The following is a 16,733-nucleotide window of genomic DNA, read 5'->3' on the forward strand; positions in this document are numbered from 1 at the left end:
TTTGAGCGTGAAGTTTGACGGTGAGCTTCGATTTTGCTATGCGCTGCGTCAACCGCGGGATCGAAGCTGCCAGCCGAAGCCCCGTTTTGATGACAGCACGCGCGGGCCAGGTTTTGTCCGCAAAAAACGGACACATATGACAAAATTTAGCGATCTGAACCTGAACCCCAAGGTTTTACAAGCCGTGGAAGAAGCCGGTTATGAGACCCCGACGCCCATCCAAGCCGGGGCTATTCCCTCGGCGCTGGAAGGTAAGGATGTCTTGGGCATTGCCCAGACCGGCACCGGCAAGACCGCGTCCTTCACGCTGCCGATGATCACGCTTTTGGCCCGTGGCCGCGCCCGCGCCCGCATGCCGCGCAGCCTGGTTCTGTGTCCGACACGGGAACTGGCGGCACAGGTGGCCGAAAACTTTGACACCTATACCAAACACATGAAGCTGACCAAAGCGCTGCTGATCGGCGGGGTCTCTTTCAAGGAACAAGAGGCGCTGATCGACCGCGGTGTGGATGTTCTGATCGCAACGCCCGGCCGTCTGCTGGACCATTTTGAACGCGGCAAGCTGCTGCTGACCGGCGTGCAGATCATGGTGGTGGATGAGGCCGACCGGATGCTGGATATGGGCTTCATCCCCGATATCGAACGTATCTTCAGCCTGACGCCCTTTACCCGCCAGACGCTGTTCTTCTCGGCCACGATGGCGCCCGAGATTGAGCGGATCACCAATACATTCCTGTCGGCGCCTGCCCGGATCGAGATTGCCCGCCAGGCCACCACATCGGAAAACATCGAACAATCCGTGGTGCAGTTCAAAGCCTCGCGCAAGGACCGCGAAGGCAGCGAAAAGCGCAAGGTGCTGCGCGCCCTGATCGAACAGGAAGGCGACAGCTGCACCAATGCGATTATCTTCTGCAACCGGAAAACGGATGTGGATATCGTTGCCAAAAGCCTCAAGAAATACGGCCATGACGCGGCACCAATCCACGGCGATCTGGATCAGGCCCAGCGGACGAAAACCCTGGATGGGTTCCGCGAAGGGACGTTGCGTATTCTTGTGGCTTCGGATGTGGCCGCGCGCGGTCTGGATGTGCCAAGCGTCAGCCATGTGTTCAACTATGATGTGCCAGGTCACGCCGAAGACTATGTGCATCGGATCGGACGGACCGGTCGTGCCGGTCGTCAGGGCGAGGCCATTACCATCTGTGCGCCCCGCGATGAAAAGGCGTTGGATGCGGTTGAAAGCCTGGTCAAGAAACAGATCGACCGGATGGAAAACCCGGTCAAGCCTACGCCGAAACCTGCCAAGGCCGAAAGCGACGAAAAACCCCGTCGCGAGAGCAAGTCGCGCTCAAAATCGGATGAGAGCAAATCACGCTCCAAATCCGAAGACAGCAAGCCGCGCGAGGAGCGCAAACCCTCCTCTAAACGGAGTGGCGGACGTCGCGATGACCGCACCGTGGTGGGCATGGGCGACCATCTGCCAAGCTTTATCGCGCTCAGCTTTGCCGAGCGCCGCGCCAGCTGATCCTCAGCTATCCGCCTGACGCATGTCTGATATGCAAGCCGCCTCCTGATTGGGGGCGGCTTTTTTAATATTTGCAGCAGGTTAACCAAAAGATCCCTTGCGGGTGAGCCTTGCGCTCAGGACATGGCGGGCTTTCCAACATGAGGCATGTGTTTCGCAAACCGCAGGCGTATAGAGAACCCAAGATCAAACCCGTGCCAGTGATGATAATGGACACCGCCGCTATGACCTATGTTGATGCAAAACCTCTGAACGCCGCTGAAATTCGCCGGATCGAACAGCGCGCCCATGAATTGCGCGCGCAAGCCGTGACCAAGGTTCTGACCCAGATCGTCCGCACGCTGTTCTCTGCCACACGCAAGGCAACGTCCTGCCCCAGCTGCGCGCGTCCGCTGCGCGGCTAAGGGATCCCGGCGCACCTGCTCTGCGCCACGCTGATTGCCAAAACGAAACAATGCCGCGACCCTTGCTTGGGGCGCGGCATTTGCGTTTCCGTGCGACCGCGCCGCGCGCCCGACAGGGCGCGCGGCGCTTGGCCCAACGGGGTCATGTGCATCCATGGATGCGCAATAGACCCGGGCGGGAGCACCCGGCCCCCGCGCTGGGTCTTTACCGCATGCGGCTGATGATCACCGTGACTTCCGGTTTTTTACCGATCTCGGACATCGACGTCTGGCGTGCGATACGGCGCAGGTTTTCTTCCAGCTTGTCATCATCGCGCCGGGTCTTGGCATCGGCGCGCATCAGGAACTGGTTCAGATCCTCTTCCATAACATCCACCAGCTCTGCCTGGCTTTCTCCCACCTCCGGCAGGCCACGAATGTCACACCAGGGTTCGCCCAGCGGCTCGTCATCCTCGTCCAGGATCACGGTCACCACCACCAAACCGTTCAGCGCCATGCGGATCCGGTCGCGGACAATACCGTCCAACGCGCCGTATTTGACGGATCCATCCAGGTATTTGCGGCCGGTGTCTATATATTCCACCACCCGCGGCGCATCCCCAGACAGATCCAGCATCATACCGTTCACCGCAACGGTCGAGGCCATGCCTTTTTCCTCTCCCAGCTGCGCATGGCGGCGCAGGTGGCGGTGTTCGCCGTGCATGGGCACCAGGATTTTGGGCTTGATCAAGTTATGAAACAGCTCGAGATCCGGACCATTGGCGTGGCCGGACACGTGATACAGCCCCGAGCTGTCATCCACCACTTCGACACCGCGTTCCGAGAACTGGTTGATGATGCGAATGACGTCTTTTTCATTGCCGGGAATGGTTTTGGAGGAAAACAGGAAGGTATCGCCTTCCTTCAGCTCGATCCCCCGGTATTTGCCACGGGCCAGCTGTGCGGTCGCGGCGCGCCGTTCACCCTGGCTGCCGGTGGTGATCAGCATCAGATTGTCGCGCGGCATTTTATTGGCATCTTCTGCCGACACAACCGACGGGAAATCGGTCAGCACACCCGTTTCAGTAGACGCTTCGATCATCCGCTGCATCGCGCGGCCCAACAGCACGATGGAGCGCCCGGCCCGCGCGCCTGCTTCGGCCAAAGTCCGCACCCGCGCCACGTTTGATGCGAAGGTGGTTGCCGCCACCATGCCGCTGGCCCCAGCCACCAGTTTGGTGATCGCGCCCGGCAGTTCTGATTCCGAGCGGCCGGGATTGGGTGAAAACACGTTTGTGGAATCACACACCAGCGCCTGAACGCCGTCTTTGGCGATCTCGGCCCACATGTCGGGATCAAATGGCTCCCCCACCATCGGGTTCGGGTCCAGTTTGAAATCGCCGGTGTGGACCACCCGGCCCGCGGGCGTATCAATCACCAGCGCGCCGCTTTCGGGGATCGAGTGCGACATGGGCGCAACCGAGACCTTGAACGGCCCGTGCTGCTGCACCTCCGGCCAGGCAGAGACGGTTTCAACCACATCCCCGTCCAGCCCCTGATCCACCAGCTTGCGCCGCGCCAGGTTGGCTGTAAAGGCGCGGGCGTAGATCGGCGTATCAAGGTCTGTGTACAGATGCCCCACTGCGCCGATGTGATCTTCGTGACCGTGGGTGATATAGATCGCATCCAACCGGTCCTTGCGCTCAACCAGCCAGGCCATATCGGCCATGATCAGATCCACCCCCGGCGTGGTGTCCATATCCGGGAAGGTCACGCCAAGGTCCACAAGGATCAGGCGTTCCTTGCCCGGTTCCCCATAGCCATACACATAGGCGTTCATGCCTATTTCCCCTGCCCCACCCAAGGGCAGGTAAATCAATCGTTCAGTGCTCATTCCTGTGCGCCAACTTCCTTGTTGTAATTATGGATGATCTGCAGCCCATGCATCGTGAGGTCTTCCTCAAACGCATCAAACAGATCAGCGGATTGCTGGAATAACGGCGCCAGCCCGCCTGTAGAGATAATCTTCATGGCTGTGCCACGTTCAGCTTTGATCCGGTCGCAGATCTCGCGCACCAGACCGACATAGCCCCAGAACACACCGGATTGCATACAGGCCACCGTATTGGTGCCGACAACCCGTTGGGGCTTGGAAATATCAACATGAGGTAAGGCCGCCGCCGCCTGATGCAAGGCTTCGAGGCTGAGGTTCACGCCCGGCGCAATCACGCCCCCCACATAGGCTCCGTCGACGTCTACCACATCAAAGGTGGTGGCGGTGCCAAAATCAACGATGATCAGGTCGCCGCCGTGTTTGTCAAACCCGGCCACTGTATTCACCAGCCGGTCAGGGCCAACGGTTGTACCCTCATCCACGCGCACGTCGACCGGCAAAAGACAATCGGATTTGCCCACCACAAAGGGACGCGTGTTGAAATAGCGGTCCGACAGGACGCGCAGGTTAAAGACAACGCGCGGCACTGTGGACGAGATGATCATATCCGAAATCTCGGCATCGATCCCCTGCAGCTTCATCAGCGTGTCGAGCCAGACGTAATACTGGTCAGCGGTGCGTTTCCAATCGGTTGCGGTGCGCCACATGCCCAGAAACGAGGTACCGTCCCACAAGGAAAACACCGTATTTGTATTGCCGCAGTCGACCGCCAGAAGCATTCGCTGTCCTTTTAGGTTCAGAAAAAGATGTCCGCCGCAGCGATGCTGACACGGCCTTTGGCGGTGTTTAGTACCAGATTGCCCTCGCCGTCCACCGTTTCCAGGGTGCCTTCCCACTCTTCTTTGGCGGTTCGGGCGGTTATGACCTCCCCCACGCGGGCCGCGCGGTCCAGCCAGGCGGTGCGGATCGGTTCAAAGCCAAAGGTCTGGAACTGTTGTTCATAGCGGGCATAGGCTGCGGCCAGCGCGTCCAGAAATTGTTCGGGACTGATCTGCACGCCTGTTTCACCATGAACGGACACGGGCCAGACCGCTTGGGGTTCCAACCATTCCTTCATCGGTGTTTCCAACAGATTAACGCCGATGCCGATAAACAGGTGATCAACGCCGCCTTGGCTGCCGCTGCTTTCCAACAGGATACCCGCCAGCTTGCCGCCATTCAGCAGCACGTCATTGGGCCATTTCAGCGACAGTTTTTCCGACCGGCCGGTGACCGCCTCAACCGCGTCATAGACCGCAAGCGCTGCCACAAAGCTGCGCAGCGCTGCCCGCACCGGGTCCCCTTGGGGGCGGAGCACCAATGTGGCGGCAAAATTGCCTTTGGGATCTTTCCAGTCGCGGCCCCGGCGGCCCCGACCTTTGGTCTGTTTCAGGGCCAGGATCCATTCGGGACCTGCCAGATCAGGCGCAATGCGCGCGGCTTCGTCCAGGGTGCTGTCAACCTCTGTCAGAATGCGTTTTCCGTAACCTTCGGGCCAGCTCATGAACACTTCCTTATGCAAAAGGCCCAGTCACATGACCGGGCCCTTTCAATCTGCCTGAGGCAAAGATCAATTGACAAGGGCTGTTGCCGCCGCCAGTGCCGCGCCTTCGATGCCAAATTGGTAGACCACGCCCAGAACCATCAGGATGGCCGATGCCGAGAGCGCCACGCCCAGGATCGGGGAGCCTTTGGCCTCAACCTCGGCACCATCAGAGCCGAAGTACATGAAGTAAACGATGCGCAGATAGTAGAAAGCACCAATCACCGAGGCAACAGCCGAGGCAATCACCAGACCGGTGAGGCCCGCATCCACACCGGCGCGCCAGACGCCGTATTTGGCAAAGAAGCCCAGCATCGGCGGCACACCGGCCAGCGAGAAGAACAACACCAGAAGCGCCAGCGCCTTACCCGGTTCTTTCTTGGAGAACAGGTTCAGGGCCTGAATATCCGTAACCGGTTTGCCGTCTTTCTCCATCATCAGGATGAAGGAGAATGTGCCGACGTTCATGGTGATATAGATCACCATATAGACGAGCATCGCGGCGACGCCTTCCTCGGTCCCAGAGGCCAGACCGATCAGGGCGTAACCCATGTGTGCGATCGAGGAATAGGCCATCAGACGTTTGATGTTGCGCTGACCGATGGCGGCCACGGCACCCAGGAACATCGACAGCACCGACAGTACCACAATCACCTGCTGCCAGTCGCCGATGGCTGCGCCAAAGGCGTCAAACATCAGACGGGCAAAGAGCGACATCGCCGCCACTTTGGGCGCTGTGGCAAAGAAGGCGGTGACCGGGGTGGGCGAGCCTTCGTAGACGTCCGGCGTCCACATGTGGAACGGCGCGGCAGAGACTTTGAACGCCAGGCCCGAGATCAGGAAGATCAGACCAAAGAGCAGACCAACGGTGACTTCACCCTGTTCTGCAACCTGGATGATGCCCGAGAACTTGGTTGTGCCGGCAAAGCCGTAGACCAGCGATGCACCATAGAGCAGCAGGCCCGAGGACAGCGCGCCCAGGACAAAGTACTTCAGACCGGCCTCAGTGGATTTGGCGCTGTCACGGCGCAGGGAGGCCACCACATAAAGCGCCAGCGACTGCAGTTCGAGCCCCATATAAAGCGACATCAGATCGCCAGCCGAGACCATCATCATCATGCCGACAACGGACAGGGCCACCAGAAGCGGGTATTCAAAGCGCAGCATGTCGCGGCGGCTCATATACTCTTGCCCGATGATCAGCACGATGGCTGCGACGATCAGGATCGCGGATTTGGAAAACCGCGCAAAGGCATCATCAACAAACATGCCGTTGAACGCCACATTGGTGCCTGCGGGGAGGCTGGCGATCACAATGGCCAGCACCACCATCAGGGCCGCCGTGGACCAGACCAGCACGCCGGCCAGCTTGTCCTTGACCGTGTAGACAGCGCCCAAAAGCGCGCCCATGGCATAGAGCGCCAGAACAATCTCTGGCAGGATTACGGAGAGATCAGCTTGGATCATCTGCCTTGCGCTCCTTTAATGCGAAGCAATCTGGGTCGCGACGGGCGAGGTGTCCGCAGCGGCCAGAGATTGGTTAACGTTGTCGACCAGCGCCGCGGTGGACGGGCCGATGATGTCAGTGACGAGCGCAGGATAGACGCCCAGGATCAAGGTCATGGCCACCAGCGGGGCAAAGATGAACTTTTCCCGTGGGGTCATGTCGGTGATGGTCTTGAGGCTGCCTTTGATCAGGTCGCCAAAGACCACCCGACGATAAAGCCACAGCGCGTAACCGGCCGAGAAGATCACGCCCGAGGTCGCGACAAAGGCCACCCAGGTGTTTTTCTGGAACGTGCCCATCAGGGTCAGGAATTCACCGATAAAGCCCGAGGTGCCCGGCAGGCCTACGTTGCCCATGGTGAAGAACATGAAGACCAGCGCATAGGCCGGCATGCGGATCACCAGACCGCCGTAGGCGTCGATGTCACGGGTGTGCATCCGGTCATAGATCACGCCCACACAGAGGAACAGCGCCGCCGAGATGAAGCCGTGGCTGAGCATCTGGAAGATCGCGCCGTCGATGCCCTGTTGGTTCATCGCAAAGATCCCCATGGTCACAAACCCCATGTGCGCCACGGACGAATAGGCGATCAGCTTTTTCATGTCTTCCTGCACCATCGCCACCAGCGAGGTGTAGACAATCGCGATGGCCGACATCCACAGGATCACATCGGTCATGACTTCTGCCCCCACCGGGAACATCGGCAGAGAGAACCGCAGGAAGCCATAGCCGCCCATTTTCAGCATGATCGCCGCCAGCACAACGGAACCCGCGGTTGGCGCTTGAACGTGTGCATCCGGCAGCCAGGTGTGGACCGGCCACATCGGCATCTTGACCGCAAAGGAGGCAAAGAACGCCAGGAACATCAGCGTCTGCATGCCACCCACGACATGGATGCCCAGCACATCAAAGGACCCAGCCGAGAAGCTGTGCGACAAGAGCGCCGTAATGTCGGTGGTGCCCGCATCAGTGTACATGGCGACCATCGCCACCAGCATCAGCACCGAGCCGAAGAAGGTATAAAGGAAGAATTTGAAAGACGCATAGATCCGGTCCTTGCCGCCCCAGATACCGACAATCAGGAACATCGGAATGAGGCTTGCTTCAAAGAACAGGTAGAACAGCACCAGATCCAGCGCCATGAACACGCCCAGCATCATCGTCTCCAACAGGAGGAAGGCGATCATGTATTCCTTGACCCGGGTCTTGACGTCCCAGCTGCATAGGATGGTCAGCGGCATCACAAAAGTGGTCAGAAGGACAAACAGAACCGAGATCCCGTCCACGCCCATCTTGTATTTCAGACCCATCAGCCAGTCCCGCTCTTCCAGGAACTGGAAACCGGTGTTGGACGGATCAAACTGGAAGTAGAGCCCGAGGCTCACCAAGAAGGTAATGGTTGTCGCAAAAAGCGCCACATATTTGGCGTTGCGTTGTGCCGCCTCATCCTCACCGCGCAGGAAGATGGCCAGGATGACCGCTGCTAGCGCAGGAATGAAGGTGACGATTGAGAGGAGATTGTCCATCAGTGCGATCCTCCGCCGATCGACATCCAGGTGACCAGAGCTGCGATGCCCAGCACCATCCAGAAAGCATAAGTGAAGATGTAACCCGACTGTGCGCGACCGGCGAGACGGGTGAAGAAGGGGATCACGCCCATGGCCAGACCGTTGAGGAAGCCGTCAATGGTGCCGCCGTCGCCGCGCTTCCACAGGAAGCGGCCGAGGGCCAGCGCCGGTTTGACAAAGATCCAGTCATAGAGCTCGTCAAAATACCACTTGTTCTTGAGGAACAGATACAGCGGCTGTTGCTGCTCGGCCAGACGTTTGGGTAGGTCCGGTTTGACGATGTAGAACAGGTAGGACAAGAGGAAGCCCAGAACCATCGCGATGAAGGGCGAGACCTTAACCAACCAATGTGTTGCATGCGCGTCCTCGAGAACGTGGTTGTCAGGAGCGATGTACAGCGCGCCCTCACCCGGTTTGCCTGCAAAGACATAGTGATGTTCGCCATGATCGTCCGCATGTGCGTCACCGTGGTCATCCGCGTGATCATCCTTGGCAGCATGTGCGTCACCATGATCATCCGAGTGGCCGTGGTCATCATGGGCCTCGGTTTTGGCGTGGTCATCATGGCCTTCACCATGGGCCGAAGCCTCGGCTACCGGGATGCCATAGAATTTGCCAACCTTATCCGCATGGCCAAAGAAGCTGCCATACCAGACCATACCAGCCAGCACCGCACCCACCGCCAGAACGCCCAGCGGGATCAGCATAACCATCGGGCTTTCATGAGCGTGGTCGTGGGTATGCTTGTTGCCGCGCGCCTCACCATAGAAGGTGAGGAAGATCAGACGCCAAGAGTAGAAGGACGTCATTGCCGCTGCGATCACCAGCATCCAGAAGCCATACATCGAACCGCCAGCATAGGCGCTCTCGATGATCGCATCTTTGGACAGGAAGCCCGCAAAGCCGATGTGGGTCAGCGGGATGCCAACACCGGTGATGGCCAGCGTGCCAATCATCATCGCCGCAAAGGTATAAGGGATTTTTTTGCGCAGATTGCCATAGTTCATCATGTCCTGCTCATGGTGCATCGCGTGGATGACCGAGCCCGCACCCAGGAACAGCATCGCCTTGAAGAAGGCGTGTGTGAACAGGTGGAACATGGCTGCCGAGTACATGCCAACGCCCGCGGCCACAAACATGTAGCCCAGCTGCGAACAGGTCGAATAAGCAATCACGCGTTTGATGTCGGTCTGAACCAGACCCACGGTCGCCGCAAAGAAGGCGGTGGTGGCGCCCAGAACGGTGATAAACGCAGTGGCCTGCGGCGCGACTTCCATCAGGGGCGACATGCGACATACCAGGAAGACGCCTGCGGTCACCATGGTTGCCGCGTGGATCAGCGCCGACACAGGGGTCGGACCTTCCATCGCGTCCGGCAGCCATGTGTGCAGGATCAGCTGTGCCGATTTACCCATCGCGCCGACAAACAGCAGGAAGGCCAAGAGGTTCGCCGCGTTCCACTCCGTCCACAGGAAGGACACCGTGGTTTCCGCCAGCATCGGCGTGGCGGCAAAGATGTCGCCAAAGTTGATGCTGTCGGTCAGGAAGAACAGGCCAAAGATACCCAGCGCAAAGCCAAAGTCACCCACACGGTTGACGATGAACGCTTTCATCGCCGCCGCACCGGCCGAGGGCTTGCGGTAGTAGAAGCCGATCAGAAGATATGAGGCAACGCCCACACCTTCCCAGCCAAAGAACATCTGAACCAGATTGTCCGAAGTCACCAGCATCAGCATCGCGAAGGTAAAGAACGACAGATAGGCAAAGAAGCGCGGCTTGTAGCTTTCGCCCTCTTTCCACTGGGGATCGTGATCCATGTAGCCAAAGGAATAGAGGTGAACCAGCGCAGATACGGTGGTGATGACGATCAGCATGATCGCGGTCAGCCGGTCCACGCGGAACTGCCACGCGGTTGACAGCGAGCCGCTTTCGATCCAGCGGAAGATCTCGATAATCCGGGTCTCACCATCAAAGGTCAGGAAGGTGATCCAGGACAACAGCGCCGTAAAGAACAGGAACGCGGTGGCGGTCACAATCGCTGCTTTTTCACCGATAAAACGATGTCCAAAGCCGCAGATCAGGGCCCCGACAAGCGGGGTAAAGAGAAGGATGGTTTCCATGACGCCTTAGCCCTTCATCACGTTGATGTCTTCGACAGCAATAGTGCCGCGGTTCCGGAAGAAGCAGACCAGGATCGCCAGACCAATCGCAGCCTCAGCAGCCGCCACAGTCAGAACGAACAGGGTAAAGACCTGCCCGACGAGATCGCCCAAGAAAGAGGAGAAGGCGACCAGGTTGATGTTTACCGCCAGAAGCATCAGTTCGATGCTCATCAACAGGATGATGACGTTCTTGCGGTTCAAAAACAGCCCGAAGATGCCAATGACGAACAAGGTCGCCGCGACGGTCAGATAATGTTCAAGTCCGATCATAGGCCCTGCCCCGGTTTGATGTCTCTCAGCTCCATTGCGGTGGCCGGGTCGCGGTACATCTGGGCCAGAACATTCTGGCGTTTGACGTCCTGACGATGGCGCAGGGTCAGAACGATGGCGCCGATCATGGCGACCAACAGGATCAGACCCGCCAGCTGGAACAGAAGGAAATATTGGTCATAGATAATAAGGCCCAAAGCCTCGGTGTTGTGGCGATCAACCGGTGCAGGCTGAGCCAGCAGGTCCGACGCACCCGGCGCGGTCTCCCAGGCGCCAAAGGCGATCACAAACTGCATCAGGATCACCAGGCCGATCAAAAGCGCCAATGGCATGTATTTTGCCATCTCGGCCTTCAGTTCGGCAAAGTCCACATCCAGCATCATCACCACGAAGAGGAACAGCACCGCCACCGCACCGACGTAGACGATGATCAGCAGCATTGCGACAAATTCCGCCCCAAGGAGCACAAACAGCCCGGCCGAGGAAATAAAGGCCAGGATCAGCCACAGCACCGAGTGGACCGGCTGGCGGCTGATCACAGTGAACAGCCCGCCGGTGATGGCGCTGATGGCGAAGAGGTAGAAGGCAAATACGCTCATGTCTCATCGTCCCTTTTGTCGTCCATGACCGATTGCGCCAACTCAAGCGCCCGGTTCATGGCCGGAATGCCGGCAAAGACCGACATCTGTCCGATCGTTTCCACGATCTCTTGTTTCTTTGCGCCCGCTTCGAGCGCGTGTTTTACAGTCTGGCGCAGGGCGGCATCCGCCTGTGCACCTTGGCAAATCAAACCGGCCAGCGTTAGCAGCAGCCGGGTTTTGGCATCCAGCCCGTCTTTGTTGACGGTGTTGCCGAACATCATTTCCATGACCTCTTTGGGCATGGTCGGCCACAGACCTTCGAACCCTTTGAACGCCTCGGAGGGAGAAAACTCCTCAAGCGCGGGGTTCAGCGCCTTGGCCATTTCCTGCGCCTGTTCCATCATGGCTTCAAACGGGTTCTTGGGATCTGTCATCGGTAGGGCGCATCCAGTTCAAGGTTGCGGGCGATCTCGGCCTCCCAGCGTTCGCCGTTCGACAGGAGTTTTTCCTTGTCGTAAAACAGCTCTTCGCGGGTTTCCGTTGCGAATTCAAAGTTCGGGCCTTCGACAACCGCGTCCACCGGGCAGGCTTCCTGGCAGAAACCGCAGTAGATGCATTTGGTCATGTCGATGTCATAGCGCGTGGTGCGGCGGCTGCCGTCTTCGCGGGGTTCCGCGTCGATGGTGATCGCCTGTGCTGGGCAGACCGCTTCACACAGTTTACAGGCAATGCAGCGTTCCTCGCCATTGGGATAGCGGCGCAGCGCGTGTTCGCCGCGGAACCGGGGCGACAATGGCCCCTTTTCATGCGGGTAGTTCAGGGTGGCTTTGGGGGCAAAGAAGTACTTCATCCCCAGTTTGAAGCCGACCCAGAAATCCTGCAGCAGGAAATATTTGGCGGCGCGGGTGTAATCGATTTGGGTCATATCAGCCTCCGGTCGTCCAGCGGGCGAATGCCCCCCAGAACCAATCGAAACGTGCAGCAAAGGCGACAAAAACCACCCAGAACAGCGAGAACGGCAGGAAGACTTTCCAACCCAGACGCATCAGCTGGTCATAGCGGTAGCGCGGTGTGATCGCTTTCACCATTGCAAAGAGGAAGAAGAAGAACGCCATCTTGGCCACCATCCACAACGCGCCATCCGGCAGGAAGGGGATCGGGGACAGCCAGCCGCCAAAGAACAGAAGCGACGTCAGCGCGCACATCAGGAAGATGGCGATATATTCGCCGGCCATGAACAACAGGAACGGCGTCGAGGAATATTCCACCTGATAGCCCGCAACCAGTTCGGATTCCGCTTCGGGCAGGTCAAACGGCGGGCGGTTGGTTTCCGCCAGGCAGGAGATAAAGAACAGGAAGACCATCGGGAAATGCGGCAGCCAGTACCAGTTGAACAGTCCAGCTGAGCCATCCTGTGCGCGGACGATGTCGCCAAAGTTCATCGAGCCGGTGGAGATAATCACACCGATAATGATCAGACCAATCGAGACCTCGTAAGAAATCATCTGCGCGGCAGAGCGCAGGCTGCCCAGGAAGGGGTATTTCGAGTTCGAGGCCCAGCCGCCCATGATCACGCCGTAAACCTCAAGCGAGGAGACCGCGAAGACATAAAGGATGGCCACGTTGATGTCCGAAAGAACCCAATTGTCCGAGAAGGGGATCACCGCCCAGGCGATCATCGCCAGAACAAAGGAGGCCATCGGTGCCAGCATAAACACGGTGCGGTCAGCACCGGCCGGGATCACGACTTCCTTGACCACATATTTGAGCGCATCCGCGATGGTCTGCAGCAAGCCATAGGCGCCCACAACATTGGGGCCCCGGCGCATCTGCACCGCCGCCCAGATCTTGCGGTCGCCATAAACCAGAAACAGAAGCGAGATCATGACAAAGGCAACCACCGCAAGGGTTTGCGCCACAATCAGAACAGCGATGCCGCCTGGGGTGTTAAAGAAATCAGCCATTGGTCCTCACACCGTGGGTATTCCGTTAGCCTCGCATTGTGCGACCACGACTTCGGCGTCGATGGTGCGCAACCCGCGCGGGAGAGAGGGGGAGATGGTATAGACCGCATCCGCGCTCCAGATACCACCCTGTTGTTTCAAATTTGTGCGCAGATGGCGGGCAAAGCCGTAGCCGCGGATCAGCGCGTATTGCGCTGCTGCACATTCCGCATACATGTCTACATCAGCGGCGTGGCGTGCGCCCGTCATCTGAACATTAAACTGCACCAGATCCCCGTTCAGCAGACGCGTCTCCACACCCCGGTAGCCGGGGGTGAACTCAGCCTGACGGCCTGCTTCTGCGCAGCCCGCCAAAGCGAGAAGGGATATGATGCTGGCGCGGATCACTCGGCTGCCATCGCCTGGGTGTTCAACGCTTTGGCCTGAGCCGAGAGCTCTGCCATCAGGGTCGAGGCCCGGGCAATCGGATTGGTCAGATAGAAATCGCGGATTGCAGGCAGGAAATCCGCCTTGCCCATTTTCTCAACCGGCAGCGCCTCGCCTTCGTTTTCAACCACTTCGTCGACTTTGGCGAGATGGGGAACTTCGGCAATCAGCGCGCTGCGCAGCTGGGCCAGACTGTCAAACGGCAGCTTTGCGTCCAGTTCCGCAGAGAGCGCCCGCAGGATGGCCCAGTTTTCCTTGGCCTCGCCCGGTGCGAAACCGGCCCGCATGGCCAGCTGGGGGCGACCTTCGGTGTTTACAAACAGGCCGTTTTCTTCGGTATAGGCAGCGCCCGGCAGGATCACATCGGCGCGCATGGCTCCGCGGTCCCCATGGGATCCCTGGTAGATGACAAACGCACCGCCTTGGTCGCGGGGGTCAATTTCGACCTCATCCGCGCCGAGATTATAGATGACCTCGACACCATCCACCGCAGCGGCCAAGCCGCCTTCGGTGACGGCGCCGATATCCATCGCACCGACGCGGCTGGCGGCGGTGTGCAGCACCATGAGTTTGGAGTTCGTGTCAGCCGCCAGTTTCTGAGCAGCTGCCAGAACCGCGAGACCGTCCGCCTCTTGCAGAGCGCCCTGCCCTACGATGACAACCGATGGGGCGTCTTTGACCGCACCATAGTCTTTGTCCAGGAGCCCTTCGAGCGCCGCACGGTCGGTGCCGACATGGGCGTATTCATAAGTCAGATCCGCCGCCGGGCCAACCAGCCCGACTTGTGCACCGTTGAGCCATGCTTTGCGGATGCGCGCGTTCAGCACCGGAGCCTCGTTACGGGGGTTGGTGCCGATCAGCTGGATGAACTTTGCGTCGTCGATATCTTCGACGGTCGCGTTGCCAACATAGCCCGCGCGGTTGCCGATGGGCAGACGCGCATTATCGGTGCGGCATTCAACCGTGCCACCCAGACCTTCGATCAGCTGTTTCAGGGCAAAGGCCGCCTCAACCGAGACCAGATCCCCCACTAGACCTGCAATTTTCTTGCCCTTGACGTTTTCAGCAACGGCCGCAAGCGCTTCGGGCCATGTGGCGGGTTTCAGCTTGCCGTCGACGCGCACATAGGGGCGGTCTAGACGCTGGCGGCGCAGGCCGTCCCAGACAAAGCGGGTCTTGTCCGAGATCCACTCTTCGTTCACGCCGTCGTGGTTGCGCGGCAGAATGCGCATGACTTCGCGCCCTTTGGTGTCCACGCGGATGTTTGACCCCAACGCGTCCATCACGTCGATGGTTTCCGTTTTGGTCAACTCCCACGGGCGGGCAGTAAAGGCGTAAGGTTTCGACGTCAGCGCACCAACCGGGCAGAGGTCAATGATGTTGCCCTGAAGGTTCGAGTTCAGCGTCTGGTTCAGATAGGATGTGATCTCGGCATCTTCGCCGCGACCGGTCTGGCCCATCTGGGTGATGCCAGCAACTTCGGTTGTGAAACGCACGCAGCGGGTGCAGCTGATGCAGCGGGTCATGGTTGTGGCCACCAGTGGCCCGAGATCCAGATCGTCGCTGGCGCGTTTGTGTTCCTTGAAACGCGAACCGGCCATGCCATAGGCCATCGCCTGGTCCTGCAGATCACATTCGCCGCCCTGGTCGCAGATCGGGCAATCCAGCGGGTGGTTGATCAGGAGGAACTCCATCACCCCTTCACGGGCCTTTTTGACCATGGGAGAGTTGGTTTTCACGCGAGGCGCCTGACCTTCGGGGCCGGGGCGCAGGTCTTTGACCTGCATCGCACAAGAAGCCGCGGGTTTGGGCGGGCCGCCGACAACCTCGACCAAGCACATCCGACAGTTGCCCGCAATCGACAGGCGTTCGTGGTAGCAGAAGCGCGGGATTTCGACACCCGCCTCTTCGCATGCCTGGATCAGGGTCAGCGCCCCATCCACCTCAATCTCGGTTCCGTCAATGTTGATCTTGCGGAGGTCAGACATGGTCTATTTCGCCCTCAGTAAAACGCCGATCGCGCTGTTGTTCTTGATCTCTGCGCGACCATACGCACAGAACGTTTCCGGTTTGTCATACGACACGCCATTTTGTGCCAAGAGCCGCTCACCCTTGGCGCGCATCCGCGCTTTTTCGGATTTGGAGTCCACATAGGCGCGGATTTCCTTGTCCGAGTAACCCAATTCATTGGCCCGCGCCTTAAGGCGACGCAACTCACCCAAACCCTTCATGTAGCGGGGGCCAATGCTGTCGCAGTGATCCGCGACCTCTTTGGCGACGGCGACCGCAAACAGCGGGTTTTCAATTTCAGCCACATCCCGCAGAGAAGGGCGTGCGGAGGCGATCTGGGGAGTCAGAACTGCAACGGCGGCGGCCAGCAGCACAGAAAAAATACGCATGGGAATCTCCTTGAATTTGGAAACTCCACAGGTTTGAAACTGTGAACCGTTATTCAATAACGGCTGGCCCAAAACGCCAGGATATGCCGCAAATCCGCTCACGCGTCGCACATCCCCTGGTAGACGGCATCGCCCCCATCCAGACGCAGGTCCTGTTCCTCGTCCATCGGGTCAATCGGCCACAGGATGTCAGAGCTGCCGTAATTTTCGATGCAATAGGTGGTGGCCTCATGGACGACGGCCAGACGCGCACCCTTGGGAGAGCGCAGCGCGTCTTTGACGACAATCTGGAAATCAGCCAGCGTGGCTTTTTTGTTGAGCGCCTTGGCGGAGGTTTTGAACGGAACACCGTCGTAGCGCACGCGTTTGTCGCGCGATGTGACGCTGCCGCAACTCGCCAGAACAAATGCCGCGCACAGCAGCCCTGCTCCGATCCGATATGTGCCAAGTCGTGCCATTCTGACTCTCGTCC

Annotated in this window: 17 protein-coding genes; 2 read left to right on the forward strand and 15 right to left on the reverse strand. The window is 59.0% G+C overall.

Annotated elements, in window-relative coordinates:
- Window positions 1-136: 136 nt before the first annotated feature.
- A complete protein-coding gene (locus GFB49_RS03695; protein ID WP_153214418.1) occupies window positions 137-1,525 on the forward strand; it encodes a DEAD/DEAH box helicase in 1,389 nt (462 codons plus the stop codon).
- 224 nt (window positions 1,526-1,749) lie between these two features.
- Window positions 1,750-1,929 (forward strand): RSP_7527 family protein, encoded by a 180-nt coding sequence (locus GFB49_RS03700; RefSeq protein WP_153214419.1) that lies wholly within the window; start codon window positions 1,750-1,752, stop codon window positions 1,927-1,929.
- 205 nt (window positions 1,930-2,134) lie between these two features.
- Here the strand turns inward: GFB49_RS03700 and GFB49_RS03705 are convergent, their stop codons facing one another.
- The 15 genes from GFB49_RS03705 to GFB49_RS03775 all read right to left on the reverse strand — a co-directional run bounded on the left by GFB49_RS03705 (window position 2,135) and on the right by GFB49_RS03775 (window position 16,719).
- Window positions 2,135-3,802 (reverse strand): ribonuclease J, encoded by a 1,668-nt coding sequence (locus GFB49_RS03705; RefSeq protein ID WP_153214420.1) that lies wholly within the window; start codon window positions 3,800-3,802, stop codon window positions 2,135-2,137.
- Window positions 3,799-4,581 (reverse strand): type III pantothenate kinase, encoded by a 783-nt coding sequence (locus GFB49_RS03710; RefSeq protein ID WP_153214421.1) that lies wholly within the window; start codon window positions 4,579-4,581, stop codon window positions 3,799-3,801. Before GFB49_RS03710 ends, GFB49_RS03705 begins: the two co-directional genes overlap by 4 nt.
- 17 nt (window positions 4,582-4,598) lie before the next feature.
- Window positions 4,599-5,345, reverse strand: a complete 747-nt coding sequence (locus tag GFB49_RS03715; RefSeq protein ID WP_153214422.1) for a biotin--[acetyl-CoA-carboxylase] ligase — start codon at window positions 5,343-5,345, stop codon at window positions 4,599-4,601.
- Window positions 5,346-5,411: 66 nt separating this feature from the next.
- A complete protein-coding gene (gene nuoN / locus GFB49_RS03720; protein WP_153214423.1) occupies window positions 5,412-6,851 on the reverse strand; it encodes an NADH-quinone oxidoreductase subunit NuoN in 1,440 nt (479 codons plus the stop codon).
- A 15-nt stretch (window positions 6,852-6,866) separates the two neighbouring features.
- Complete coding sequence (locus GFB49_RS03725) at window positions 6,867-8,417, reverse strand: NADH-quinone oxidoreductase subunit M (protein WP_153214424.1); 1,551 nt, start codon at window positions 8,415-8,417, stop codon at window positions 6,867-6,869.
- On the reverse strand, window positions 8,417-10,579 hold the full coding sequence (gene nuoL / locus GFB49_RS03730; RefSeq protein WP_153214425.1) for an NADH-quinone oxidoreductase subunit L: 2,163 nt from the start codon (window positions 10,577-10,579) through the stop codon (window positions 8,417-8,419). The genes GFB49_RS03725 and nuoL overlap by 1 nt, the downstream gene beginning before the upstream one ends.
- A 6-nt stretch (window positions 10,580-10,585) precedes the next feature.
- Window positions 10,586-10,891 (reverse strand): NADH-quinone oxidoreductase subunit NuoK, encoded by a 306-nt coding sequence (nuoK, locus tag GFB49_RS03735; protein ID WP_005624625.1) that lies wholly within the window; start codon window positions 10,889-10,891, stop codon window positions 10,586-10,588.
- On the reverse strand, window positions 10,888-11,490 hold the full coding sequence (locus tag GFB49_RS03740) for an NADH-quinone oxidoreductase subunit J (RefSeq protein ID WP_153214426.1): 603 nt from the start codon (window positions 11,488-11,490) through the stop codon (window positions 10,888-10,890). The genes nuoK and GFB49_RS03740 overlap by 4 nt, the downstream gene beginning before the upstream one ends.
- Window positions 11,487-11,906 carry a carboxymuconolactone decarboxylase family protein gene (locus GFB49_RS03745; RefSeq protein WP_153214427.1) on the reverse strand — a complete coding sequence of 140 codons (420 nt, stop codon included), beginning with the start codon at window positions 11,904-11,906 and terminating at the stop codon, window positions 11,487-11,489. The genes GFB49_RS03740 and GFB49_RS03745 overlap by 4 nt, the downstream gene beginning before the upstream one ends.
- Window positions 11,903-12,397 carry an NADH-quinone oxidoreductase subunit NuoI gene (gene nuoI, locus GFB49_RS03750; RefSeq protein WP_153214428.1) on the reverse strand — a complete coding sequence of 165 codons (495 nt, stop codon included), beginning with the start codon at window positions 12,395-12,397 and terminating at the stop codon, window positions 11,903-11,905. The genes GFB49_RS03745 and nuoI overlap by 4 nt, the downstream gene beginning before the upstream one ends.
- A gap of 1 nt (window position 12,398) precedes the next feature.
- The gene (nuoH, locus tag GFB49_RS03755) at window positions 12,399-13,436 is read right to left on the reverse strand and encodes an NADH-quinone oxidoreductase subunit NuoH (RefSeq protein ID WP_153214429.1); all 1,038 of its coding nucleotides are present in this window, start codon (window positions 13,434-13,436) and stop codon (window positions 12,399-12,401) included.
- Between the two features lie 6 nt (window positions 13,437-13,442).
- Entirely contained in the window at window positions 13,443-13,823 is a 381-nt protein-coding gene (locus tag GFB49_RS03760; protein ID WP_343032458.1) for a hypothetical protein, read from the reverse strand.
- The gene (gene nuoG, locus GFB49_RS03765) at window positions 13,820-15,850 is read right to left on the reverse strand and encodes an NADH-quinone oxidoreductase subunit NuoG (RefSeq protein ID WP_153214430.1); all 2,031 of its coding nucleotides are present in this window, start codon (window positions 15,848-15,850) and stop codon (window positions 13,820-13,822) included. Before nuoG ends, GFB49_RS03760 begins: the two co-directional genes overlap by 4 nt.
- Window positions 15,851-15,853: 3 nt before the next feature.
- Entirely contained in the window at window positions 15,854-16,261 is a 408-nt protein-coding gene (locus GFB49_RS03770; RefSeq protein WP_153214431.1) for a DUF5333 domain-containing protein, read from the reverse strand.
- A gap of 98 nt (window positions 16,262-16,359) precedes the next feature.
- Complete coding sequence (locus GFB49_RS03775; RefSeq protein ID WP_153214432.1) at window positions 16,360-16,719, reverse strand: hypothetical protein; 360 nt, start codon at window positions 16,717-16,719, stop codon at window positions 16,360-16,362.
- Window positions 16,720-16,733: the final 14 nt, after the last annotated feature.

The sequence above is a fragment of the Tritonibacter litoralis genome (genome assembly GCF_009496005.1).
GTDB lineage: Bacteria > Pseudomonadota > Alphaproteobacteria > Rhodobacterales > Rhodobacteraceae > Epibacterium > Epibacterium litoralis.